A 22,395-nucleotide genomic window follows, 5' to 3' on the forward strand; every position below is an offset into this window, starting at 1 on the left:
GGAGCGGGTGGGGCGAGTCGGAAAACAATTGCCGAGGAATCCGCTGTCGTGAAGGAGGTGAATACGAACGATCGCCTGCTCACAGTCGAGGAAGCCGCAGAGCGGCTAGGCACGGGCGTGCGCTTCATCCGCCGCCTCATCGCCGAACGGCGTATCCGCTACGTCAAGCTTGGCAAGCACGTCCGCATCGCCGACAGCGTGCTGGCTGCCTACATCGCCGAGCGGACCGTCGAGCCCGTCCGCGGGCGCCGCGTCGGCTACGGGCTGGTGGTCTGAGTGCCGCGCTCCCGCAGAAGGGCCCCGCGCCGCAGCTTCGGCGCGATCCGCACTCTCCCCTCGGGCCGCTACCAAGCCCGCTACCCCGGCACGGACGGCGTGCTGCGGCCCGCCCCGCAGACGTACGAGAGCAAGCGGGAAGCGGAGCTGTTCCTCGCCCAGGTCCAGGCCGACCAGGCCCGCGGTGACTGGATCGACCCGACCGCCGGCGAGGTGCTGTTCGCCGAGTACGCCCTGCGTTGGATCGAGGAGCGGGGCATAGCGGCCACCACGGACGAGCTGTACCGACGGCTCCTGCGTCTCCACCTGGAGCCGTCCTTCGGAGAGGCGTACGTCAACGCCATCAGCCCCGCCAAGGTCAGGACCTGGCGCGCGGAACGGCTGAAGGCTACTGGCAGGACCACGACGGCCAAGTCCTACCGGCTGCTGAAGGCGATCATGCAGACGGCGGTCGAGGACGAGCTGATCCGGCGCAACCCGTGCTCGATCCGCGGTGCGGGGCGAGAAGACGCCGACGAGCGGCCCGTTGCCACCGTCGAGCAGGTCTTTGCGCTTGCCGAGGCCATCGGGATCCGCTGGCGGCTGATGGTCCTGCTGGGGGCCTTCGCCTCCATGCGGCCGGAGGAGCTGGCCGAGCTGCGACGCGCCGACGTCGATCTCGACGCGGGCTCGGTACGCGTACGCAGGGCCGCCCCGGAGCTGAACACGGGACGCAGGGTGATCGGAAATCCCAAGTCGCGTGCGGGCAAGCGGGAGATCATGCTGCCCAGCTTCGTGCTTCTGGACGTCCGCCGGCACCTGGAGTGGTTCGCAGAGGACGGACCCGACGGCCTCGTCTTCGTGGGCGAGAAGGGTGCGCCCATGCGTGGTACGTCCTTCGGTCGGAAGTGGCGCAAGGCCCGTGAGACGGTCGGCATGCCGAAGGAGTTCCGCTTCTACGACCTGCGACACACGGGGAACACCCTCGCCGCCGACACCGGTGCCAAGCTGAAGGACCTCATGGTCCGAGCGGGCCAGTCCTCGGAGCGGGCCCAGCTGATCTACCAGCACTCCACCAAGGCGCACCAGCGCAGGCTCGCCGACGACATCGACGCCACCGTCCGGCTCCAGCGGGTGCCCGCCCGTGGTCGGCAGCCCAGCCCGACTGGGACCGGGCACATGTTCGTGTCCTCGCCGCCGACGTCCGGTCGGGCCGCTCGGGCGAGGTGATCCTCACAAGAGGCGCGGCGACAAGCTGACGCCCCGTTAGGGCAGTTATGGCACGCGAATGGCACGCGGGCCTCGATAGGTCTAGACAACAAACAAGCCCCAGGTCGTTGACCTGGGGCTTTGTCATGGAGCGGATGACGGGAATCGAACCCGCGCTATAAGCTTGGGAAGCTCATGTTCTACCATTAAACTACATCCGCATTGCGGTACAGCTGGGTGTGCCGCTTGGTTCGACACTTTACCCCATGATCTGCCCCTGGCGCTGACAGGCCGGGGGTTTTGGTGTTTTCGGGGTGGGATACGTGGGTGCGGGGCGGGAGTTGGGGCGTAGCGTGGGGTGGCGGAGCGGCGGGTGGAGTCGGATCCTCTTCATCCCCTAATGTGGCGATTCGTCGCCAGCCGACTCGTTTGGGGAAAGGGACTCGATGGAGCGCACCGTCGTCCGTTGTGCCGAGGGGCACGTATTCAGCACCGCCTCGTTCCCGCTGCAGCATCTCGATGCCGGCCGGATCGGGCCCGGGCGGCTCATCCGGTGTCCGCGCTGTGCGCGGTTGCGGCATGCCGTTCCGCTCGCGGTGGCGGGTGTGAAGGGTTAGGGGTCTCCGCCTCCGTCCCGGTGGGCGGAGGGTCTGGTTCCGGTGTAGCGCGGGCCGCTTCGATTGGGGTGGTCAGCGCGCACTGCGTATCCTCGGGACGTGCTTCTCTCAGACAAGGACATCCGGGCCGAGATCGACAGCGGACGGGTGCGCATCGACCCGTTCGAGGAATCGATGGTGCAGCCCTCCAGCATCGACGTACGTCTCGACCGGTTCTTCCGGGTGTTCGAGAACCACCGCTACGCGCACATCGACCCCGCCGCCGAGCAGCCCGACCTGACCCGGCTGGTCGAGCCGGAGGGGGACGAGGCGTTCATCCTCCACCCGGGCGAGTTCGTGCTCGCCTCGACGTACGAGGTCATCTCGCTGCCCGAGGACATCGCCTCCAGGCTGGAGGGGAAGTCCAGCCTCGGGCGGCTCGGCCTCGTGACGCACTCGACGGCCGGGTTCATCGACCCCGGGTTCTCGGGGCACGTGACCCTGGAGCTGTCGAACCTCGCCACCCTGCCGATCAAGCTGTGGCCCGGGATGAAGATCGGGCAGCTGTGCATGTTCCGGCTCAGCTCGCCCGCCGAGTTCCCGTACGGAAGCGAGCGGTACGGATCGCGCTACCAGGGCCAGCGCGGCCCGACGGCCTCGCGGTCCTTCGTGAACTTCCACCGCACCCAGGTCGGCGGACTGCCGGAATAGCCCGGTGGGCGGCATCTGTACCACTCCAAGTGCGGCTCCCGGAGCCGCGAAGGACACTGAGCACTGTGACTGACGTACGCGAATCCCTCGACTACGAGAACTTCGGCCGCGCGGTGCGCGAACTCGCGCAGACCATCGCCGACGACGGGTACGAGCCCGACATCATCCTGAGCATCGCCCGCGGCGGGGTGTTCGTCGCCGGCGGTCTGGCGTACGCGCTCGACTGCAAGAACATCCACCTGGTGAACGTGGAGTTCTACACGGGAGTGGGCACCACTCTCGAGATGCCCGTCATGCTGGCGCCCGTCCCCGAGGCGATCGACTTCACCGACAAGAAGGTGCTGATCGCGGACGACGTCGCCGACACGGGCAAGACGCTGAAGCTCGTGCACGACTTCTGCCTCGGGCACGTCGCCGAAGTCCGGTCCGCGGTCATCTACGAGAAGTCGCACTCGCTGGTGAAGTGCGAGTACGTGTGGAAGAAGACCGACGACTGGATCGAGTTCCCGTGGAGCACCCAGCCGCCGGTCGTGAAGCGCGAGGGCCAGGTGCTGGACGCCTGACCGCGGTCCCCGTTCGCCTGCCGGGCACGGCGTGACGTGACGTGACGAAGCCGCCCGCCACCCCTTCTCGGGGTGGCGGGCGGCTTCGTCGTGTGCGTCATATGCGTCGTATGCGCCGTGGGCGGGCCCGGAACCGGCTCAGCACGTTCGGAGATGAGAGCACCCCGGTGATGGCACACGCTGGTTTCGGGTTTCCGTTTGCCCGAAAGATGATCGATACGACTGATTCCGACGACTGATTCTGACGGCTGATTCCGACGGGCGACGTGCGGTGTCTTCGCGCAGCTGCGTCCCGGGCCGCGGAGGCGACGGGCCGCCGCGTCGCCGGAGGCGCCGGCCGACGAGACGAAGCGAGGATCCCCATGAGTACAGACCAGGCCGGCGCTCCTACGGTCGAGGACACCAACAACTACTACGAGATAGCCAACGAGCTCGTCGTCGAGCTGTGGGACGAGAACTTCCACATGGGCTACTGGTACTCGCCGGAGGACGACAGCTCCAACCGGGTCGCCGCGGAGCGGATGACGGACCTGCTGATCGAGAGGTCCGGTCTCGGCGGGGGCGGCCGGATGCTGGACATCGGGTGCGGCATCGGTCTGCCGGCCTTCCGGGTGGCCGCGGCCACCCCGGCCGAGATCGTGGGCGTGTCGAACAACGTGTCGCAGATCGACGAGGCCAACCGCCGCTCCGCGGACCTGGGCCTCGCCGACCGGGTCGCGTTCGCGTACGCCGACGCGCTGGCGCTGCCCTACCCCGACGACTCCTTCGACGTCGTCTGGTCCTTCGAGACCCTGCCCCACCTGGACCGCCCCGCCGCCTACGCCGAGATGCTCCGGGTGCTGCGCCCGGGCGGGCGCCTGGTCGTCACCGACCACCTGCTGGCCGCTCCGCTGACCGGGAAGCACAAGGAGATGGTGGACCGGTTCACGGAGGAGATGCAGGCCACTCCGCGGCTGCCGCTCGACGACCACCGCCGGCTCATCCTGGACGCCGGCTTCGAACTGGACGAGCTGGCCGACATCAGCGCCCACACCAGCCGGACGGCGGTACGGGTGACCGAGGCCGTCGACGCGCGGTTCGACGAGATGGTGGGCCGCTACGGCGAGGGCGTCATCCCCATGCTGGAGGTCTTCCGGGCGCCGGTCGGCATGCTGCCGGAGATGGGCTACCTGCTCGCGGTCGCGCACAAGCCCGCCTGATACACAGGGGCCCCCGGCGCGCGTACCGCGTGCCGGGGGCTTCCCGTGTGCCCGGGCTACAGGCTCCGCTCCAGCTACAGGGTGCCCAGCTTGATGATCGAGAGCAGCGCCACCAGCTGGATCGCGGAGGCGCCCAGGGCCTTGGGCCACGGCAGGTCGTGCGTCTTGCTGATCAGCGAGGTGAACAGGGCGCCGGCGGCCAGCCAGGTCACCCAGCCCAGCACCTGCACGAGCGCGTTCTCCCCGCCCAGGAAGACGGCGAACAGCAGCCGCGGCGAGTCCGTGATGGTCATGACCAGCATGGAGAGCCCGACCGTGGGCTGCCAGGACCCGTCGCCGCCCAGCTGGCGCGCCAGCGTGTGCGTGACGGCGCCCAGGATCAGCCCGCAGATCACGAAGGCGACGCCCGTCGACAGGACGATGGGCACGGCCTTGGAGAGGGTCGAGTTGATCGCGTCCTCGCGGGCCCCGTCCATCCCGAAGACGGCCAGCAGCCCGTACAGGAAGGTGACGGCCAGGGCCGTCCCCCAGACGGGGTAGTCGCGCATCTGCATGAAGGTCGGCCCCGGGCGCATCACGATGCCGCTCAGGAGCTGCTTCCAGGGCAGCCGGGGGCCGGCGGGCGGGGCGCCCGCCGTGCCGGACCGGTAGGTCTGGCCGTCCCCGTAGCCGTACTGCTGCTCGTCGCTGATGGAGAAGGCGCGGGTGTGCCCCGCGTCGTTCCCCTGGTCGGAGTAGCCGCCGGGGCCCTGCGGGGCGCCGTACGGGGGTGCGGGGTGCTGCCCGTGCTGCTGTCCGTACTGCTGCTGCCCCGGGTGCTGCCCGTGCTGCCCGTGCTGGCGGCCGCCGCCGTGGGGCGGCTGCTGCTGCGGGTAGGAGGGGTCGGCGAAGTACTCCGGCTCGCCGTGACCGCCCCCGGTGCCGCCCTGCCCGGGCCACTGCTGCTGGGGCGGCGGTCCCTGCGGGGGATAGGGCTGCCCGCCGTACGGGGGCAGCGGCTGCTGCCCGTACGGCTGCTGCCGCGGGGGTTGTTGGGGGGTGCGGTTGTCCCGGCCGCGTCCGATCCTGAATCCAGCCACGTGATCGAACGTACCTGGTCGGGGCCGGGCCGGTGAGCGGGCGGCCGGAAGAAGGGGGCTTTGCGGCTGAGCTGTGACATCCCCTAGGGGATCCCTTTTTTATCGTTTACTGGGTTGAATGACGATCTGATGTGAGCCGTTACATTTCCTACGGCTATCCCACATATGACCCCCGTAGCTTCGTTGGTGTCGCCACCGCAGACCACCAGATCCCCCAGATCCCCTGCGAGTCACGTTCACCGTCGTACCCAGCGAAGCCACGAGGAACAGTCATGCGCGTCACCCGCCGCACCGTCCGTACCGCCGCCGTCGCCGCCGGAGCCCTCGCCGTCCTGGCCGTGCCCGTGGGCTCCGCCCTCGCCGACTCCCCCGCGGACCCCGGGCAGCAGGTGCTCCCGACCAAGGACCGGGTCGAGGACAAGGCCGGGGTCCGCTCCTACGTCACCAGCGTGCGGCTCGCCGACGGGTCCGTGGCCAAGGTGTACTCCTTCGGCAAGGGGCACTTCGAGGCGGAGGTCTTCTCGCACGGCACGAAGCTCGACACCCTCGTCAGCAGGGACGGCAGGCCCGCGTACGGCCAGCACAACGGCCTGCACGTGGTCCTCCAGCCGAACGGCACCGTGACCTCCTGGGTCGAGGGCGCGAAGAAGCAGGACCCGAATAAGGACGAGACGAAGAAGCCGCACCACAGGAAGGACGAGCGCCGCGACCGGCACGCCTCCTCCGCCCGGATCACCATGCCGGACGGGCGCATCGCCAAGCTCTTCAAGGGCGGGGCCGCGGGTCCGCGCGTCGAGATCTCCATGCCGAACGGCAACTTCCTCGGCGGTGTCGACCTCAAGCGCCCGAGCACCGTCAACGACGGCTGGACGTACAAGATCGTCATGGACGGCAAGCACGCCACGTTCGTCGTGATCGACGGCAAGAGGGGCGGCAACAGCTGGGTGTACGACTTCCACGGCCGCCTGATCGAGAAGTACACCGTCCAGAAGGACACCAGGGCGGGGCGCCAGCCCGGCAAGTCCGCTGACAAGGCGGCGAAGACCGCTACGACGGCTGACACCACGGCTGACCAGCGCGTCCTGCCCAAGGGCGGCGTGCGCGCGGGCGCCGAGGGCCTCCAGCGGGACACCTCGGGCGAGGGCCCGGTGCTGCTCGCGGCGGGCGGCGGCATGGCGGCCGCCGGCGCCGCCGGCCTCGGCTTCGCCCTCCTGCGCCGCCGCGGCTCCGGCGACCGGGGCTGAGCCCGCCGCCCCCCGCCCCCGTACCCGAGGGGGCCCATGAAACGGACGGACGGCCGGTCCTTGCCACGGGGGGCAGGACCGGCCGTCCGTCTTCGTGCGCGGTCGGCGGTACGCCGTACCGCGCACGTACCGCTACGCGGCCGGCTCGGGCTCCGGCTCCCCGGCGGGCTCCGGCTCCGGGTCAGCCGGGGTCTTCACGGACTCCAGCAGCAGCTGGGCCACGTCCACGACCTGCACGGACTCCTTCGCCTGGCCGTCGTTCTTCTTGCCGTTGACCGAGTCGGTCAGCATGACGAGGCAGAACGGGCAGGCGGTGGAGACGATGTCCGGATTGAGGGAGAGGGCCTCGTCGACGCGCTCGTTGTTGATGCGCTTGCCGATCCGCTCCTCCATCCACATCCGCGCGCCGCCGGCGCCGCAGCAGAAGCCGCGCTCCTTGTGGCGGTGCATCTCCTGCTGGCGCAGGCCCGGGACGGCCGACATGATCTCGCGCGGGGGCGTGTAGACCTTGTTGTGGCGGCCCAGGTAGCAGGGGTCGTGGTACGTGATGAGCCCGTCGACCGGGGTCACCGGGACCAGCTTGCCCTCGTCGATGAGGTGCTGGAGCAGCTGGGTGTGGTGGATGACCTCGTACTCGCCGCCGAGCTGCGGGTACTCGTTCGCGATGGTGTTGAAGCAGTGCGGGCAGGTCGAGACGATCTTCTTCGCCGACTTCGGCTTCTTCGTCGACTCGTCCTCGTCGTCCTCGCCGAAGGCCATGTTCAGCATGGCCACGTTCTCCTGGCCCAGCTGCTGGAACAGCGGCTCGTTGCCCAGGCGGCGCGGGGAGTCGCCCGTGCACTTCTCCTCGCCGCCCATGATCGCGAACTTGACGCCCGCCATGTGCAGCAGCTCCGCGAAGGCCTTGGTGGTCTTCTTGGCCCGGTCCTCCAGGGCGCCCGCGCAGCCGACCCAGTACAGGTAGTCGACCTCGGAGAGGTCCTCCAGGTCCTTGCCGACGATCGGGACCTCGAAGTCGACCTCCTTGGTCCACTCCACGCGCTGCTTCTTGGCGAGGCCCCAGGGGTTGCCCTTCTTCTCCAGGTTCTTGAGCATCGTGCCCGCCTCGGACGGGAACGCGGACTCGATCATCACCTGGTAGCGGCGCATGTCGACGATGTGGTCGATGTGCTCGATGTCGACCGGGCACTGCTCCACGCACGCACCGCAGGTCGTGCAGGACCACAGCACGTCCGGGTCGATGACGCCGTTCTCCTCGGCCGTGCCGATCAGCGGGCGCTCGGCCTCCGCGAGGGCCGCGGCCGGGACGTCCTTCAGCTGCTCCTCGGAGGCCTTCTCCTCGCCCTCCACGGTCTTGCCGCCGCCGGCCAGCAGGTACGGGGCCTTGGCGTGCGCGTGGTCGCGCAGCGACATGATCAGGAGCTTCGGCGAGAGGGGCTTGCCGGTGTTCCAGGCGGGGCACTGCGACTGGCAGCGGCCGCACTCGGTGCAGGTGGAGAAGTCGAGGATGCCCTTCCAGGAGAACTGCTCGACCTGGGAGACGCCGAAGACGTCGTCCTCGCCCGGGTCCTCGAAGTCGATCTCCTTGCCGCCGCTCGTCATCGGCTGGAGGGCGCCGAGCGCCGTCTCGCCGGTGGCGTTCCGCTTGAACCAGATGTTCGGGAAGCCGAGGAAGCGGTGCCAGGCGACACCCATGTTGGTGTTCAGCGAGACCGTGATCATCCAGATCAGCGAGGTGCCGATCTTGATCATCGCGGTGAAGTAGATGGCGTTCTGGAGGGCGGACAGCGACATGCCCTTGAACAGCAGCACCAGCGGGTACGAGACGAAGTACGCGGGCTCGTACGAGTCGACGTGGTGGATCGCGCCTTCCAGGCCGCGCAGGGCCAGGATCGCCAGGCCGATCGTGAGGATCACGTACTCGACGAAGTACGCCTGCCAGGCCTTGGAGCCGGCGAAGCGGGACTTGCGGCCGGCCCGGGAGGGCAGCGACAGCAGGCGGATCACGATCAGGACGGCGATGCCGAGGACCGTCATCAGGCCGATGAACTCGATGTAGAGCTCGAAGGGCAGGAAGCCGCCGATGACGGGCAGGACCCAGTCCGCCTTGAAGAGCTGGCCGTACGCCTGCGCCAGGGTGGGCGGCAGGGTGAGGAAGCCGATGGCGACGAACCAGTGCGCGAAGCCGACGATGCCCCAGCGGTTCATGCGGCTGTGGCCCAGGAACTCCCGGGCGAGCGTCAGGCTGCGCTCCTTGGGGCGGTCGGTGCGGCTGCCCGCCGGGACCGGCTGGCCGAGCTTCACGAACCGGTAGATCTGCGCCACGGCTCGGGCGAGCAGCGCGACGCCGACCACGGTCAGGACCAGCGACACGATGATCGCGGCGAGTTGCATTGGGGGCTCCTCGGGCGGGCCTGCGAGGCGGATTACTGCGGATTACTAGGCAGTAACTTATTCAGTCAAGCCTGAGGTTACCCACTTATCCCGCCGCACTGTAGCCGCGCACGCGGTGATCTGTGTCGCTCAGGTCACCCTATGCGGGAGGGTGGCGGGCCCCGCCGCCCGGGCGGGCGTACGCGCAGGTGCGCGGAGGGCGGCGCGCGGGGTGCGGGCCAGGATCGCGAGGTCCATGCCCAGCCAGTGGTGCTCGACGTAGTGCAGGTCGAGCAGGGCCCGCTCCTCCCACGGCAGCCCGGACCGCTCCCCGACCTGCCAGAGCCCGGTCATCCCGGGGCGTACGGCCAGCCGCCCGCGGGGCTCCGGCGACGGGTCGGGGCGGGGGCCGACCAGGGACATCTCGCCGCGCAGGACGTTCAGCAGCTGCGGGGCTCCCTGCAGCCGGTGCGCGCGCAGCCAGTCCCCGGCGGGGCCGTCGGTACGGAACAGCCAGCGCCGGTACGGGCGGCCGCCGAGCCCGGTGGCGGGGACGCGGGCCAGGGGGTTGGCGGGGCCGCCGGGCACCGTTGCGGCGACGGCCGCGGCGGCGAGGGCGAGCGGTACCGCGCCGAGGGCGATCAGGATCGCCGCCCCGAGCAGGTCGCAGGCGCGCTTGGCCGCCGCCGGCCGCGGGCGGCCGGCCCGCTCCCGGACGCGGAGGGCTGCGGCCGCGATCGGGGCGGCGGCCTCGGCCCAGGCGGCGCGTACGGCCCGCGCGGTGCGGGTGCGCCATGCGGCCCGGGTGGGCCGGGTGCCCCGTGCGGTCGGGGTGCCGTATGCGGCCCGGGCGGCCCGGGGGGTGCTGGGGCGGCGGCGGGTGGCCGGGTTGGCGGGCATGGCGGAACGATGCGGCCTGGGCGGGGCCGGACCGGGGTGCCGCGCGCACGGCGTCCCCCGCCCGGAGGGCTCTTGTCCCCCACCCCGCCCTCCCCCCGTCCCCCGGGGCTCCGCCCCGGACCCGGCGCCTCGAGCGCCGGCGGGGCTGAGGGGCCGACGGGGCTGGGAGGGGTGGGTGCGGGCCGCGGCCGTGAGGCGCCGCCGGCCGAGCTGCAATCTGACCCGAATCCGGCCCCGCCCGGCGGGCTGACCCGAATCCGGCCCTGCCTGGCGGGCCGAGTCGAATCCAGCCCCACCCGGCGGGTCGAGCCGAATCCAGCCCCGCCGGCGTTTGAGGCGCGGGGGTGCGGGGGCGGAGCCCTTGCTGCGAGGGACCGGACCGGCCGGGGGAGCGTAAGGGCCGCATAAGAGTTGAGCGGCATCGACTCAGGTCTGTTGACGCACGCGCAGCGGTGGGGCATCCTTGAGTCCGTTCCACTCAAGTCATGGAGGAATTGAAATGGCACGTGCGGTCGGCATCGACCTGGGCACGACTAACTCCGTCGTCAGCGTTCTCGAAGGCGGCGAGCCCACCGTCATCACCAACGCAGAGGGCGCCAGGACCACGCCGTCCGTCGTCGCCTTCGCCAAGAACGGCGAGGTCCTCGTCGGTGAGGTCGCCAAGCGGCAGGCCGTCACCAACGTCGACCGGACCATCCGCTCGGTCAAGCGCCACATGGGCACCGACTGGAAGATCGAGATCGACGGCAAGGGCTTCAACCCGCAGCAGATGAGCGCCTTCATCCTGCAGAAGCTCAAGCGCGACGCCGAGGCCTACCTGGGCGAGAAGGTCACCGACGCGGTCATCACCGTCCCGGCGTACTTCAACGACTCCGAGCGCCAGGCCACGAAGGAGGCCGGCGAGATCGCGGGCCTCAACGTCCTGCGTATTGTCAACGAGCCGACCGCGGCCGCCCTGGCCTACGGCCTCGACAAGGACGACCAGACCATTCTCGTCTTCGACCTCGGCGGCGGCACCTTCGACGTGTCGCTCCTCGAGATCGGCGACGGAGTCGTCGAGGTGAAGGCCACCAACGGTGACAACCACCTCGGTGGCGACGACTGGGACCAGCGCGTCGTCGACTACCTGGTGAAGCAGTTCGCCAACGGCCACGGCGTGGACCTGTCCAAGGACAAGATGGCGCTCCAGCGCCTGCGCGAGGCCGCCGAGAAGGCGAAGATCGAGCTGTCCTCCTCCACGGAGACCTCGATCAACCTGCCCTACATCACGGCCTCCGCCGAGGGCCCGCTGCACCTGGACGAGAAGCTCACGCGCGCCCAGTTCCAGCAGCTCACCGAGGACCTGCTGCAGCGCTGCAAGACCCCGTTCAACAACGTCATCAAGGACGCGGGCATCGCCCTCTCCGAGATCGACCACGTGGTCCTGGTCGGCGGCTCCACCCGCATGCCCGCCGTCGCCGAGCTCGTCAAGGAGCTGACCGGCGGCAAGGAGGCCAACAAGGGTGTGAACCCGGACGAGGTCGTCGCCATCGGCGCCACGCTCCAGGCCGGTGTCCTCAAGGGCGAGGTCAAGGACGTCCTGCTCCTCGACGTCACCCCGCTGTCCCTCGGCATCGAGACCAAGGGCGGCATCATGACCAAGCTCATCGAGCGCAACACCACGATCCCGACCAAGCGGTCCGAGATCTTCACGACGGCCGAGGACAACCAGCCGTCCGTGCAGATCCAGGTCTACCAGGGCGAGCGCGAGATCGCGGCGTACAACAAGAAGCTCGGCATGTTCGAGCTCACCGGCCTGCCGCCGGCCCCGCGCGGTGTCCCGCAGATCGAGGTCTCCTTCGACATCGACGCGAACGGCATCATGCACGTCACGGCCAAGGACCTCGGCACGGGCAAGGAGCAGAAGATGACCGTCACGGGCGGCTCTTCCCTCGCCAAGGAAGAGGTCGACCGGATGCGCCAGGAGGCCGAGCAGTACGCGGAGGAGGACCTCCGCCGCAAGGAGGCCGCCGAGACCCGCAACCAGGGCGAGCAGCTCGTCTACCAGACCGACAAGTTCCTCAAGGACAACGAGGACAAGGTCCCGGGCGAGGTCAGGACCGAGGTCGAGGCCGCTCTCGCCGAGCTGAAGGAGAAGCTCAAGGGCGAGGACTCCGCCGAGATCCGTACGGCCACCGAGAAGGTCGCCGCCGTCTCGCAGAAGCTGGGCCAGGCGATCTACGCCGACGCCCAGGGCGCGCAGGCCGCGGGTGCCCCGACGGGCGACGCCGGTGCCAAGGCCGACGACGACGTCGTCGACGCCGAGATCATCGACGACGAGAAGCCGGGCGACGCGAAGGGCGGCCAGGCGTGACGGAGGAGACCCCGGGCTTCGAGGAGAAGTCCGAAGTCCCCGCCGGCGCCACCCCCGAAGACGCCGAGCCGAAGGCCGCCAAGTCCTCCGAGGAGGGCGGGGCGGCCCCGGCCGGGGATGCGAGTGACGTGGCCCTCGTGGCCCAGCTGGACCAGGCCCGTACGGCGCTCAACGAGCGCACCGCGGACCTCCAGAGGCTCCAGGCCGAGTACCAGAACTACCGCCGCCGGGTGGACCGGGACCGGGTCACGGTCAAGGAGGTCGCCGTCGCGAGCCTCCTGACCGAGCTCCTCCCGACCCTCGACGACGTGGGCCGGGCCCGGGAGCACGGCGAGCTGGTCGGCGGGTTCAAGTCGGTGGCGGAGGCGCTGGAGACGGTCGTCGCCAAGATGGGCCTCCAGCAGTTCGGCAAGGAGGGCGAGCCCTTCGACCCGACGATCCACGAGGCCCTGATGCACTCGTACGCGCCGGACGTCACCGAGACGACCTGCGTGGCGATCCTGCAGCCGGGGTACCGGATCGGCGAGCGCACGATCCGCCCCGCGCGGGTCGCGGTGGCCGAGCCCCAGCCGGGCGCGGCCGGCAAGCCGGAGGGCGAGGAGTCCTCCGAGGCCGACAGCGAGTGAACGGCCGCAGCAGCGGCGACAGCAGCACCTAGCCACACCCGGCAGCGGGAGGAGGGACGTCGATGAGCACGAAGGACTTCGTCGAGAAGGACTACTACAAGGTCCTCGGCGTCCCCAAGGACGCCACCGAGGCCGAGATCAAGAAGGCGTACCGGAAGCTCGCCCGCGAGTTCCACCCGGACGCCAACAAGGGCAACGCCGAGGCCGAGGAGCGCTTCAAGGAGATCTCCGAGGCGAACGACGTCCTCGCGGACCCCAAGAAGCGCAAGGAGTACGACGAGGCCCGGGCCCTGTTCGGCAGCGGTGGCTTCCGTGCCGGGCCCGGAGCCGGCGGTTCCTTCAACTTCGACCTGGGCGACCTCTTCGGGGGCGCCCAGGGTGCGGGTGCGGGGGCCGGCGGCTTCGGAGGCGGCCTCGGGGACGTCTTCGGCGGCCTGTTCAACCGCGGCACCGGCCCGGGTGCGCGCACCCAGCCGCGCCGCGGCCAGGACATCGAGTCCGAGGTCACGCTGAGCTTCACGGAGGCCGTGGACGGGGCGACCGTCCCGCTCCGGATGTCCAGCCAGGCCCCCTGCAAGGCCTGTTCGGGCACCGGCGACCAGAACGGCACGCCCCGCGTGTGCCCGACCTGCGTCGGCACCGGCCAGGTCTCGCGCGGCGGCGGGGGCGGCTTCTCGCTCACCGACCCGTGCGTGGACTGCAAGGGCCGCGGGCTGATCGCTGAGACCCCCTGCGAGGTCTGCAAGGGCAGCGGGCGGGCCCGCTCCTCGCGCACCATGCAGGTCCGCATCCCGCCGGGCGTCACCGACGGGCAGCGGATCCGGCTGCGCGGCAAGGGCGCGCCCGGCGAGCGCGGCGGCCCGGCGGGGGACCTGTACGTGGTCGTCCACGTGGACACCCACCCGGTCTTCGGCCGCAAGGGCGACAACCTCACCGTGACGGTGCCGGTCTCCTTCGTGGAGGCGGCGCTCGGCGGCGAGGTCCGCGTACCGACCCTGGGCGGCCCCCCGGTCACCCTGAAGCTGCCCCCCGGCACGCCGAACGGGCGTACGATGCGGGCCCGCGGCAAGGGCGCGGTCCGCAAGGACGGCACCCGCGGCGACCTGCTGGTCACCGTGGAGGTGGCGGTCCCGGTGGAGCTGTCCGACAAGGCACGTGAGGCCCTGGAGAACTTCCGCGACGCCACCGCGGGGGAGGACCCCAGGGAAGAGCTGTTCCAGGCCGCGAAGGGAGCGTGACCCATGAACCCGGGCAACCACGGCAGCATGGACGGCAGGCGCCGCAATCCGTACGAGCTGACCGACGAGACGCCGGTGTACGTCATCTCGATCGCGGCCCAGCTCTCCGGGCTGCACCCGCAGACCCTGCGCCAGTACGACCGCCTCGGCCTGGTCTCCCCCGACCGCACCGCCGGCCGCGGCCGCCGCTACTCCGCCCGGGACATCGAACTGCTGCGCACCGTACAGCAGTTGTCGCAGGACGAGGGCATCAACCTGGCCGGAATCAAGCGGATCATCGAGCTGGAGAACCAGGTCGCCGCGCTCCAGCAGCGCGTGGCCGAACTGTCCGCCGCGGTGGACGGGGCGGCCGTCGCGATGCAGCAGCGCGAGGCCCAGGTCCACGCCTCGTACCGCCGCGACCTGGTCCCGTACCAGGACGTCCACCAGACCAGCGCCCTGGTCGTCTGGCGCCCCAAGCGCCCGGCGGACTGACCCGCTGCGAACGGCTTGAAAGCCCCGCCCGGTCCTCCGGGCGGGGCTTTCGGCGCTCTCAGTCCTCGTGGGCCGGGTGCGGGCCGTCGAGGATGCCCGACTGGGCTATCAGATAGCCGAGTTGGGCGCGGCTGCCGCTGCCGAGGTGGCCGGCGAGCTTGGCGATGTGGGCGCGGCAGGTGCGGACGTTCATGCCCAGGCGGCGGGCGATGGCCTCGTCCACGTGCCCCTCGACGAGGAGTTGGGCGATGGACCGCTGTACGCCGGAGATCCCGGAGGGCGTGCGGTTGTACGGGATCTGGTCGCGCAGCGGGGTGGCACGGCGCCACAGCTGCTCGAAGACCTTGATGAGGTAGGCGACCACGCCCGGGTGCCGGAGTTCGAGGGCGACCTGCCGGTCGTCGCTGGCGGGGATGAAGGCGACGGTCGTGTCGAAGATGATGAGGCGCTCGAACAGCTCTTCCAGGGTGCGCACTTCGACCTTGCCGCCGGAGATCCGCTCCACGTAGGCGAGGGTGCCCCGGCTGTGGCGTGCGGTGTGCTGGTAGAGAGTCCTTATGCTGACTCCGCGGTCGGTCAGCGGCTGGTCGCGCTCCAGTGCCTCGGTGAGGGCGATGACGGGTCGCGCTCCGCCGGGCTGGACCGTGAGCATCTCCGTGTGGCAGTCCGCCGTGGCGAGGTTCAGGGCGGCGTTGATGCGGTCGATGCCCTCCAGGACCGTGATGGCGTGGGTGCTGGCCGGATTCTGGGCGCTGATGGCGAGGAAGGGCTCGAAGGTCTCGGTGAGTTCGAGCGAATCGCGCCTTCGGTCCTGGATGTCTCGCTCGATCGGGTGAAGACGCTGTGCGAGAGCGACGCTGGGCGGAACCGGACGGAGAGAGTTGGCGTCATCCGGGTCGGGCTGCAGAAGGGCGAATTCGAGCAAGCACGGGGCGTTCTTGACGTCCGTGCGGGCGATCCGCCCGGTGCGCAGAGCGCTGGCGTAGAGCCGCGTTCCCTCCCCGCACAGGGCCGTGACCGAGTGGGGATGTGTCGGCTTTGTGTTGTTTATCGGCAAATCGCCACCCCCCAGGGTCCTGAACATGCAAGAACATGATGCATCGTCCCTGTGGCATTGACGTGCCCGAATGAGCCATCGTCTTGTTCCGCGGGGGAGAGGATTTCATCAAGTGAGGACGAAGCCGACCATGAACAAGAGATTGCTTCGCTCGGCGCTTGCCACTGTCATCTTCTCGGCTGTGGCCTGCGGGGGATTCGTCGCGGCAGTCACCCCGGGTGTGGCCGAAACCGCGCAGACCGTGCACGCCGACGGTGGCCCCCCGGACAGCGGGTGGCACGCGGAGCCCGCGGACAGTGGATGGCGCTCGGCCGCTCCCGCGGCGGCCGGTTCCGACTCCTTGGCGGACAAGGCTGCCGGCCCCCTCCTCGGCGAGGTGGCGGCATGACCCCCGACGACCGCTCCTTCCGCAGGGAGATGGCGTCTGCCTACCGCTCCGGCTGGCAGTTCGTCGACCTCGCCACGGCCATCCCCCACGCCGGCGACTCCCTGATGGTGACCCTGTTCGGCCAGCCGATCGTCGTGGTCCGCGAGGAGGACGAGGACGTGCGGGCGTACCGCTGCCTGCGCAAGCCCCGCGGCGCGCCGCAGCCGGTCCGGTGCGAGATCCGGTACGGCATGGTTTTCGTGAATCTGGACCAGCGCGACCACCAGCTCTTCGAGCCCGATATCACCACCGCCACCCCCCGCAGTGCCTGAAGCGATTCCCCCGTCGTTACAGATCGCTCAGGCGCTTCCCCCACACAACGGCGCCATCGTGGACCTGAACACGATGGCGCCGTTGTGATGTCCGCGTCCATGCCAGGACCGGCCATTTCGGACCGTTCTGCGTGCGCCAAGCGCGCGCTTTGTGCGGACCGGCCGGCTGTGCGCGTCCCCGCGCCGTCCGGCTACGCGCGCCCCATCGCGCGGTCCAGCGCGATCTCGATGAGGACCCGGTCCGGGTTCGGCGCCGGCGTGCGCTGGTAGCGCACCGCGTAGCGGGCCACCGCGTCCGCGACCGCCTCCTCGTCCGTACGGATCACCGCGCGCCCCTCCAGGGTCGCCCAGCGGGCCCCGTGGAGCTGGCACACGGCCACCCGGGCGCCGCCCGGCCGGGTGTCCGCCGCCAGGATGTTGCGCACCTTCCGGCTGCCCTTGTTGGTGATCACCCGGGCCAGTCCCGCCTCCGGGTCGTACGTCACTCCCACCGGCACCACGTGCGGGGTGCCGTCGGGCCGCTGGGTCGTCAGGGTGCAGATGTGCCGCTCCTGCCAGAAGGCGAGGTACTCCGGCGTCGGGTTCAGTGGGTCGAGGGCCATGCCCAGAAGGGTAGGGGCCGGGGCTTGAGTCTGTCCTTGAGTGGAATAGACTCAACTTTGCACACGTTGGCATTGTCAGTGTTGATGAGCGTTGAAGAGTGTCGCCCCGGACGGGTTGCCGAGGAGAGGAGAAGCCGCACGTGGACGCAGAACTGACCAACAAGAGCCGTGAGGCCCTGAACGCCGCCACCAGCAGGGCCGTGCAGGACGGGCACGCCGACCTGACCCCCGCCCACCTGCTGCTGGCCCTCCTCACGGCCTCGGAGAACGAGAACGTCACCGACCTCCTGGCCGCCGCCGAGGCCGACCAGGCCGCCGTGCGCGCCGGGGCCGAGCGGCTGCTCGCCGCCCTGCCCAGCGTCACGGGGTCCACGGTGGCCCCGCCCCAGCCGAGCCGCGACCTGCTGGCCGTGCTCGCCGAGGCGGACAAGGAGGCCGGCCGGCTCGGGGACGAGTACCTCTCCACCGAGCACCTGCTCATCGCGCTGGCCGCCCGCGGCGGTCAGGCGGGCGAGCTCCTGCGGCAGCAGGGCGCGACCGCGAAGAAGCTCCTGGACGCATTCGAGTCAGTACGAGGAGGACGGCGGGTGACCACCCCCGACCCGGAGGGCCAGTACAAGGCCCTGGAGAAGTTCGGCACGGACTTCACGGCCGCGGCCCGCGAGGGCAAGCTCGACCCGGTCATCGGCCGGGACCACGAGATCCGGCGCGTGGTGCAGGTCCTGTCCCGCCGCACCAAGAACAACCCCGTCCTCATCGGCGAGCCCGGCGTCGGCAAGACCGCCGTGGTCGAGGGCCTCGCCCAGCGGATCGTCAAGGGCGACGTCCCCGAGTCCCTGAAGAACAAGCGCCTGGTCTCCCTCGACCTCGGCGCGATGGTCGCGGGCGCCAAGTACCGCGGTGAGTTCGAGGAGCGACTCAAGACCGTCCTCGCGGAGATCAAGTCCAGCGACGGGCAGATCATCACCTTCATCGACGAGCTGCACACCGTCGTCGGCGCGGGCGCCGGCGGGGACTCCGCCATGGACGCGGGCAACATGCTCAAGCCCATGCTGGCCCGCGGCGAGCTGCGGATGGTCGGCGCGACCACCCTCGACGAGTACCGCGAGCGCATCGAGAAGGACCCGGCGCTGGAGCGCCGCTTCCAGCAGGTGCTGGTGGCGGAGCCGAGCGTCGAGGACACCATCGCGATCCTGCGCGGCCTCAAGGGCCGGTACGAGGCCCACCACAAGGTCGTCATCAACGACAGCGCCCTCGTCGCCGCCGCCACCCTCTCCGACCGCTACATCACCTCCCGCTTCCTTCCCGACAAGGCCATCGACCTGGTCGACGAGGCCGCCTCCCGGCTCCGCATGGAGATCGACTCCTCCCCGCTGGAGATCGACGAGCTCCAGCGCTCCGTGGACCGCCTCCGCATGGAGGAGCTGGCCCTGAAGAACGAGTCCGACGCGGCCTCCCGCGAGCGCCTGGAGCGGCTGCGCAAGGACCTCGCGGACAAGGAGGAGGAGCTGCGCGGGCTGACCGCCCGCTGGGAGAAGGAGAAGCAGTCCCTCAACCGGGTCGGCGAGCTCAAGGAGCGCCTGGACGCCCTGCGCGGGCAGGCCGAGCGGGCCCAGCGCGACGGGGACTTCGACGCCGCCTCCAAGCTGCTCTACGGGGAGATCCCGACCCTGGAGCGGGAGCTCGCGGAGGCCACCGAGGCCGAGCAGGAGGCCTCGGACGACACCATGGTCAAGGAGGAGGTCGGCCCGGACGACATCGCGGACGTGGTCGGTTCCTGGACGGGCATCCCGGCCGGCCGCCTGCTGGAGGGCGAGACGCAGAAGCTGCTCCGCATGGAGGACGAGCTGGGCCACCGCCTGATCGGCCAGTCGGAGGCGGTGAAGGCCGTCTCGGACGCCGTGCGCCGCACCCGCGCCGGGGTCGCCGACCCCGACCGGCCCACCGGCTCGTTCCTCTTCCTGGGCCCGACGGGCGTGGGCAAGACCGAGCTGGCGAAGGCCCTGGCGGACTTCCTCTTCGACGACGAGCGGGCCATGGTCCGCATCGACATGTCGGAGTACTCGGAGAAGCACAGCGTGGCCCGGCTCGTCGGCGCCCCGCCCGGGTACGTGGGCTACGAGGAGGGCGGGCAGCTCACCGAGGCCGTGCGCAGGCGCCCGTACTCGGTCGTGCTGCTGGACGAGGTGGAGAAGGCCCACCCGGAGGTCTTCGACATCCTGCTCCAGGTCCTGGACGACGGGCGGCTCACCGACGGGCAGGGCCGGACGGTGGACTTCCGCAACACCATCCTGATCCTGACCTCCAACCTGGGCTCGCAGTACCTCGTGGACCCGGCGCTCGGCGAGGAGGAGAAGCGCGGGCAGGTGCTGGAGACGGTCCGCAGGGCCTTCAAGCCGGAGTTCCTCAACCGCCTCGACGACCTGGTGGTCTTCTCGGCGCTGACGAGGGACGAGCTGGCGCACATCGCCGAGCTGCAGATCGCCTCGCTGGCCAGGCGGCTGGCCGAGCGCCGGCTGACCCTGGACGTCACCCCGGAGGCGCTGGCCTGGCTGGCCGCCGAGGGCCACGACCCGGCGTACGGGGCCCGGCCGCTGCGCCGGCTGATCCAGACCGCCGTCGGGGACCGGCTGGCCAAGGAGATCCTGTCCGGCGAGGTCCGGGACGGGGACACGGTCCGGGTGGACGTGGCGGGCGACGGGCTGCTCGTGGGCCGCGCGCTGTAACCGCTCCGTCGCCCGGAGCGGCGGGATCCGGCCCGTACCGGCCCGTTCGGGTCTTCGCAGGCCGGATCCTGTCCGCCCGCAGCGGATAGCGGTGGCGGGGGTTGCCACGGGGTAGGCGCGATGGGAGAGGATGGGAAGCATCCGCACGAAGGGAAAACCACGGTGAGCATCGACCCGGCGTCCATTCCGAATTTCGGAGGGCAGCAGCCCCAGCCGCAGGCCTCCGGCCCGGCGGGTCCCGTCGTGCCCGATCAGGACCTCGTCAAGCAGCTGCTGGAGCAGATGGAGCTGAAGTACGTCGTCGACGACGAGGGTGACCTCGCGGCGCCGTGGGAGGAATTCCGCACGTACTTCATGTTCCGCGGCGAGGACGAGCAGCAGGTCTTCTCGGTCCGGACGTTCTACGACCGTCCGCACCAGATCGAGGAGAAGGCCGCGCTGCTGGAGTCCATCGACGACTGGAACCGCCGCACCCTCTGGCCCAAGGTCTACACCCACACCCACGACGACGGCTCGGTCCGCCTGATCGGCGAGGCGCAGATGCTGATCGGCGCCGGCGTCTCCCTGGAGCACTTCGTGTCCTCCACGGTCAGCTGGGTCCGCGCGTCCATCGAGTTCGACAAGTGGCTCGTGGAGCAGCTCGGCCTGGAGCAGGAGATCGACTCCGCCGAGGGTGACGACAAGGGTGACGAGGCCGGCGGCCAGTAGGTCCGCCCGCCCCGCGACACGCCGGGAGCCCGGCCGCTCGACACCGAGCGGCCGGGCTCCCGCGCGTCCGGGCGGGGCTGGGGGAGGGCGCCGGGCGCCCCGGGGCTCAGAGCCGGGCGAGCCGGGCCGCGGCCTCCCGCAGCACCTCGTCCTTCTTGCAGAAGGCCCACCTGACCTGGGTGCGGCCGGCGTCCTTGTCGTCGTAGAAGACGGCGTTCGGGATGGCGACCACCCCGCAGCGCTCGGGCAGGCTGCGGCAGAAGGCGATGCCGTCGCTTTCGCCGAGCGGGGCGATGTCGGTGGTGATGAAGTAGGTGCCGGCGGGCTCGTAGACCTCGAATCCGGCCGTGCGCAGCCCCTCGGAGAGGATGGCGCGCTTGCGGTCCATATCGGCGCGCAGCCCCTCGTAGAAGGAGTCGGGCAGGGCCAGGGCCTCGGCCACGGCGTACTGGAAGGGCCCGGAGGACACGTACGTCAGGCACTGCTTGGCCGAGCGGACCGCGCTGGTCAGGGCGGGGGAGGCGAGTACCCAGCCGACCTTCCAGCCGGTGAAGGAGAAGGTCTTCCCGGCGGAGGAGATGGTGACGGTGCGCTCGCGCATGCCGGGTAGCGAGGCGAGCGGTACGTGCCCGGCGGCCCCGAAGACCAGGTGCTCGTAGACCTCGTCGGTCACGGCGAGCAGGTCGTGCTCGACGGCGAGGGAGGCGATGAGCTCCAGTTCGGCGCGGGTCAGGACGGTGCCGGTGGGGTTGTGCGGGGTGTTGACCAGGAGCAGGCGGGTGCGCGGGGTGACGGCGGCGCGCAGCTCGTCGGGGTCGAGGCGGAAGGCGCCCTCGTGGGGGCGCAGGGTGACGGGGACGCGCGTGGCGCCCGCCATGGCGATGCAGGCGGCGTACGAGTCGTAGTACGGCTCCAGGGCGACGACCTCGTCGCCGGGCTCCAGGAGGGCGAGGAGGGCGGCGGCGATGGCCTCGGTGGCGCCGGCGGTGACGAGCACCTCGGTGCCGGGGTCGTAGGACAGCCCGTAGAAGCGCTGCTGGTGGGCGGCGACGGCGGTGCGCAGCTCGGGGATCCCGGGGCCGGGCGGGTACTGGTTGCCGCGGCCCTCGAGGACCGCGCGGGAGGCGGCCGCGGCGATCTCGGCGGGGCCGTCGGTGTCGGGGAAGCCCTGGCCGAGGTTGATCGATCCCGTGGCGGCGGCCAGGGCGGACATCTCGGCGAAGACGGTGGTGCCGAAGGCGGCGAGGCGGCGGTTGAGGAGCGGGCGGGGTGCGGTCATGGCCGCCATCCTGGGCCGAACCTCTGGACTTGCTCAAGTGTGCTTTGGGCCGGGGCGGGCCCGGGAATTCACCTGGCACGCGGGACGGGGGGTCCCGCATCCCCCGGGGGACCGGGGCTCAAGGAAAGGGGCGGGGACCATGGTCGTTGCCTTCGTCATCGCGTGTCTGGTGCTGGTGGCCGGAATCGTTCTGGTGATAGCGCGGGCGGGGGGTTCCGGCCGCTCGGGTGCGCGCCGCTCCCGCGGGCGCTCCAGCTGGTGGGGGGACACCGGCTCCTCCTCCGGCATGGGCACCTCGTGCGGCAGCAGCTCCTCCTGCGGGGGCGGCTCGGGCGGCTCCTCCTGCGGTGGCGGCGGGGGGTGCGGGGGCGGAAGCTGAGAGGGGGGGCGGGCCGCGGCGGGGCGGCGGCGCCCGGTCGTGCAACTGCGTCCGGGCACTGTCGGGTTGAACACCTGAACTGGATAGCCCCCGAGGGGATGTAAACCGTTTCAAGTTGGGTAAAA

Annotated in this window: 19 protein-coding genes and 1 tRNA gene; 13 read left to right on the top strand and 7 right to left on the bottom strand. The window is 70.7% G+C overall.

Annotation, left to right across the window (positions count from 1 at the left end; translation table 11 throughout):
- Nucleotides 1-57: 57 nt before the first annotated feature.
- Both ACZ7JZ_RS11190 and ACZ7JZ_RS11195 read left to right on the top strand, forming a co-directional pair.
- Nucleotides 58-276: an excisionase family DNA-binding protein gene (locus ACZ7JZ_RS11190; protein WP_470936412.1), complete on the top strand. Its 219-nt coding sequence runs from the start codon at nt 58-60 to the stop codon at nt 274-276.
- On the top strand, nt 277-1,485 hold the full coding sequence (locus tag ACZ7JZ_RS11195; RefSeq protein WP_470936173.1) for a tyrosine-type recombinase/integrase: 1,209 nt from the start codon (nt 277-279) through the stop codon (nt 1,483-1,485).
- 126 nt (nt 1,486-1,611) lie between these two features.
- Here ACZ7JZ_RS11195 and ACZ7JZ_RS11200 read toward each other — a convergent pair.
- Nucleotides 1,612-1,685: transfer RNA gene (locus ACZ7JZ_RS11200), tRNA-Gly, on the bottom strand.
- Nucleotides 1,686-2,180: 495 nt separating this feature from the next.
- Here ACZ7JZ_RS11200 and dcd point away from each other — a divergent pair.
- The 3 genes from dcd (at nt 2,181) to ACZ7JZ_RS11215 (ending at nt 4,533) form a co-directional block, all read left to right on the top strand.
- Nucleotides 2,181-2,771, top strand: a complete 591-nt coding sequence (gene dcd / locus ACZ7JZ_RS11205) for a dCTP deaminase (protein WP_470936176.1) — start codon at nt 2,181-2,183, stop codon at nt 2,769-2,771.
- Between the two features lie 65 nt (nt 2,772-2,836).
- Nucleotides 2,837-3,334: a phosphoribosyltransferase gene (locus ACZ7JZ_RS11210; protein ID WP_470936179.1), complete on the top strand. Its 498-nt coding sequence runs from the start codon at nt 2,837-2,839 to the stop codon at nt 3,332-3,334.
- A gap of 362 nt (nt 3,335-3,696) precedes the next feature.
- Complete coding sequence (locus tag ACZ7JZ_RS11215; RefSeq protein ID WP_470936182.1) at nt 3,697-4,533, top strand: SAM-dependent methyltransferase; 837 nt, start codon at nt 3,697-3,699, stop codon at nt 4,531-4,533.
- 74 nt (nt 4,534-4,607) lie between these two features.
- Here the strand turns inward: ACZ7JZ_RS11215 and ACZ7JZ_RS11220 are convergent, their stop codons facing one another.
- A complete protein-coding gene (locus ACZ7JZ_RS11220; RefSeq protein ID WP_470936185.1) occupies nt 4,608-5,612 on the bottom strand; it encodes a Yip1 family protein in 1,005 nt (334 codons plus the stop codon).
- Nucleotides 5,613-5,884: 272 nt separating this feature from the next.
- Between ACZ7JZ_RS11220 and ACZ7JZ_RS11225 the strand changes: the two genes are divergently transcribed.
- Nucleotides 5,885-6,856 carry a hypothetical protein gene (locus ACZ7JZ_RS11225; protein ID WP_470936188.1) on the top strand — a complete coding sequence of 324 codons (972 nt, stop codon included), beginning with the start codon at nt 5,885-5,887 and terminating at the stop codon, nt 6,854-6,856.
- Nucleotides 6,857-6,988: 132 nt separating this feature from the next.
- On the opposite strand, the gene ACZ7JZ_RS11230 is transcribed toward ACZ7JZ_RS11225, so the two are convergent.
- Together ACZ7JZ_RS11230 and ACZ7JZ_RS11235 are read right to left on the bottom strand one after the other, a co-directional pair.
- Nucleotides 6,989-9,250, bottom strand: a complete 2,262-nt coding sequence (locus ACZ7JZ_RS11230; protein WP_470936191.1) for a heterodisulfide reductase-related iron-sulfur binding cluster — start codon at nt 9,248-9,250, stop codon at nt 6,989-6,991.
- 129 nt (nt 9,251-9,379) lie between these two features.
- Complete coding sequence (locus ACZ7JZ_RS11235; RefSeq protein ID WP_470936194.1) at nt 9,380-10,129, bottom strand: sugar transferase; 750 nt, start codon at nt 10,127-10,129, stop codon at nt 9,380-9,382.
- 499 nt (nt 10,130-10,628) lie between these two features.
- Here ACZ7JZ_RS11235 and dnaK point away from each other — a divergent pair, with 499 nt between their 5' ends.
- The 4 genes from dnaK to ACZ7JZ_RS11255 all read left to right on the top strand — a co-directional run bounded on the left by dnaK (nt 10,629) and on the right by ACZ7JZ_RS11255 (nt 14,820).
- Nucleotides 10,629-12,482, top strand: coding sequence for a molecular chaperone DnaK (dnaK, locus tag ACZ7JZ_RS11240; protein WP_470936197.1), 1,854 nt, complete (start codon nt 10,629-10,631; stop codon nt 12,480-12,482).
- Nucleotides 12,479-13,108, top strand: a complete 630-nt coding sequence (gene grpE, locus ACZ7JZ_RS11245; protein ID WP_470936200.1) for a nucleotide exchange factor GrpE — start codon at nt 12,479-12,481, stop codon at nt 13,106-13,108. Before dnaK ends, grpE begins: the two co-directional genes overlap by 4 nt.
- 62 nt (nt 13,109-13,170) lie before the next feature.
- On the top strand, nt 13,171-14,346 hold the full coding sequence (gene dnaJ, locus ACZ7JZ_RS11250) for a molecular chaperone DnaJ (RefSeq protein WP_470936203.1): 1,176 nt from the start codon (nt 13,171-13,173) through the stop codon (nt 14,344-14,346).
- A 27-nt stretch (nt 14,347-14,373) separates the two neighbouring features.
- Nucleotides 14,374-14,820: a heat shock protein transcriptional repressor HspR gene (locus ACZ7JZ_RS11255; protein WP_470936415.1), complete on the top strand. Its 447-nt coding sequence runs from the start codon at nt 14,374-14,376 to the stop codon at nt 14,818-14,820.
- A 58-nt stretch (nt 14,821-14,878) separates the two neighbouring features.
- Here the strand turns inward: ACZ7JZ_RS11255 and ACZ7JZ_RS11260 are convergent, their stop codons facing one another.
- Nucleotides 14,879-15,904, bottom strand: coding sequence for a helix-turn-helix transcriptional regulator (locus ACZ7JZ_RS11260; RefSeq protein ID WP_470936206.1), 1,026 nt, complete (start codon nt 15,902-15,904; stop codon nt 14,879-14,881).
- Nucleotides 15,905-16,261: 357 nt separating this feature from the next.
- Between ACZ7JZ_RS11260 and ACZ7JZ_RS11265 the strand changes: the two genes are divergently transcribed.
- Nucleotides 16,262-16,576, top strand: coding sequence for a (2Fe-2S)-binding protein (locus tag ACZ7JZ_RS11265; RefSeq protein ID WP_470936209.1), 315 nt, complete (start codon nt 16,262-16,264; stop codon nt 16,574-16,576).
- 191 nt (nt 16,577-16,767) lie between these two features.
- On the opposite strand, the gene ACZ7JZ_RS11270 is transcribed toward ACZ7JZ_RS11265, so the two are convergent.
- Nucleotides 16,768-17,178, bottom strand: coding sequence for a pyridoxamine 5'-phosphate oxidase family protein (locus tag ACZ7JZ_RS11270; RefSeq protein ID WP_470936212.1), 411 nt, complete (start codon nt 17,176-17,178; stop codon nt 16,768-16,770).
- A 140-nt stretch (nt 17,179-17,318) separates the two neighbouring features.
- On the opposite strand from ACZ7JZ_RS11270, the gene clpB reads away from it, so the two are divergent.
- Nucleotides 17,319-19,904 carry an ATP-dependent chaperone ClpB gene (gene clpB, locus ACZ7JZ_RS11275; RefSeq protein ID WP_470936215.1) on the top strand — a complete coding sequence of 862 codons (2,586 nt, stop codon included), beginning with the start codon at nt 17,319-17,321 and terminating at the stop codon, nt 19,902-19,904.
- Between the two features lie 120 nt (nt 19,905-20,024).
- Nucleotides 20,025-20,612 (top strand): type III secretion system chaperone family protein, encoded by a 588-nt coding sequence (locus ACZ7JZ_RS11280; protein ID WP_470936218.1) that lies wholly within the window; start codon nt 20,025-20,027, stop codon nt 20,610-20,612.
- 106 nt (nt 20,613-20,718) lie between these two features.
- Here ACZ7JZ_RS11280 and ACZ7JZ_RS11285 read toward each other — a convergent pair whose 3' ends face one another.
- A complete protein-coding gene (locus ACZ7JZ_RS11285; RefSeq protein WP_470936221.1) occupies nt 20,719-21,900 on the bottom strand; it encodes a pyridoxal phosphate-dependent aminotransferase in 1,182 nt (393 codons plus the stop codon).
- Between the last annotated feature and the right edge of the window lie 495 nt (nt 21,901-22,395).

The sequence above is a fragment of the Streptomyces sp. NPDC038213 genome, assembly GCF_055600495.1.

What these genes read in the sequence shown, in the direction of transcription:
- ACZ7JZ_RS11255 (WP_470936415.1), top strand. Translation starts at nt 14,374, where the DNA reads ATGGACGGCAGGCGCCGCAATCCGTACGAGCTGACCGACGAGACGCCG.
- ACZ7JZ_RS11225 (WP_470936188.1), top strand. Translation starts at nt 5,885, where the DNA reads ATGCGCGTCACCCGCCGCACCGTCCGTACCGCCGCCGTCGCCGCCGGA.
- ACZ7JZ_RS11235 (WP_470936194.1), bottom strand. Translation starts at nt 10,129, where the DNA reads ATGCCCGCCAACCCGGCCACCCGCCGCCGCCCCAGCACCCCCCGGGCC.
- ACZ7JZ_RS11260 (WP_470936206.1), bottom strand. Translation starts at nt 15,904, where the DNA reads ATGTTCAGGACCCTGGGGGGTGGCGATTTGCCGATAAACAACACAAAG.
- ACZ7JZ_RS11270 (WP_470936212.1), bottom strand. Translation starts at nt 17,178, where the DNA reads ATGGCCCTCGACCCACTGAACCCGACGCCGGAGTACCTCGCCTTCTGG.
- ACZ7JZ_RS11230 (WP_470936191.1), bottom strand. Translation starts at nt 9,250, where the DNA reads ATGCAACTCGCCGCGATCATCGTGTCGCTGGTCCTGACCGTGGTCGGC.
- ACZ7JZ_RS11265 (WP_470936209.1), top strand. Translation starts at nt 16,262, where the DNA reads ATGACCCCCGACGACCGCTCCTTCCGCAGGGAGATGGCGTCTGCCTAC.
- ACZ7JZ_RS11280 (WP_470936218.1), top strand. Translation starts at nt 20,025, where the DNA reads ATGGGAGAGGATGGGAAGCATCCGCACGAAGGGAAAACCACGGTGAGC.
- dnaJ (WP_470936203.1), top strand. Translation starts at nt 13,171, where the DNA reads ATGAGCACGAAGGACTTCGTCGAGAAGGACTACTACAAGGTCCTCGGC.
- ACZ7JZ_RS11215 (WP_470936182.1), top strand. Translation starts at nt 3,697, where the DNA reads ATGAGTACAGACCAGGCCGGCGCTCCTACGGTCGAGGACACCAACAAC.
- dnaK (WP_470936197.1), top strand. Translation starts at nt 10,629, where the DNA reads ATGGCACGTGCGGTCGGCATCGACCTGGGCACGACTAACTCCGTCGTC.
- ACZ7JZ_RS11285 (WP_470936221.1), bottom strand. Translation starts at nt 21,900, where the DNA reads ATGGCGGCCATGACCGCACCCCGCCCGCTCCTCAACCGCCGCCTCGCC.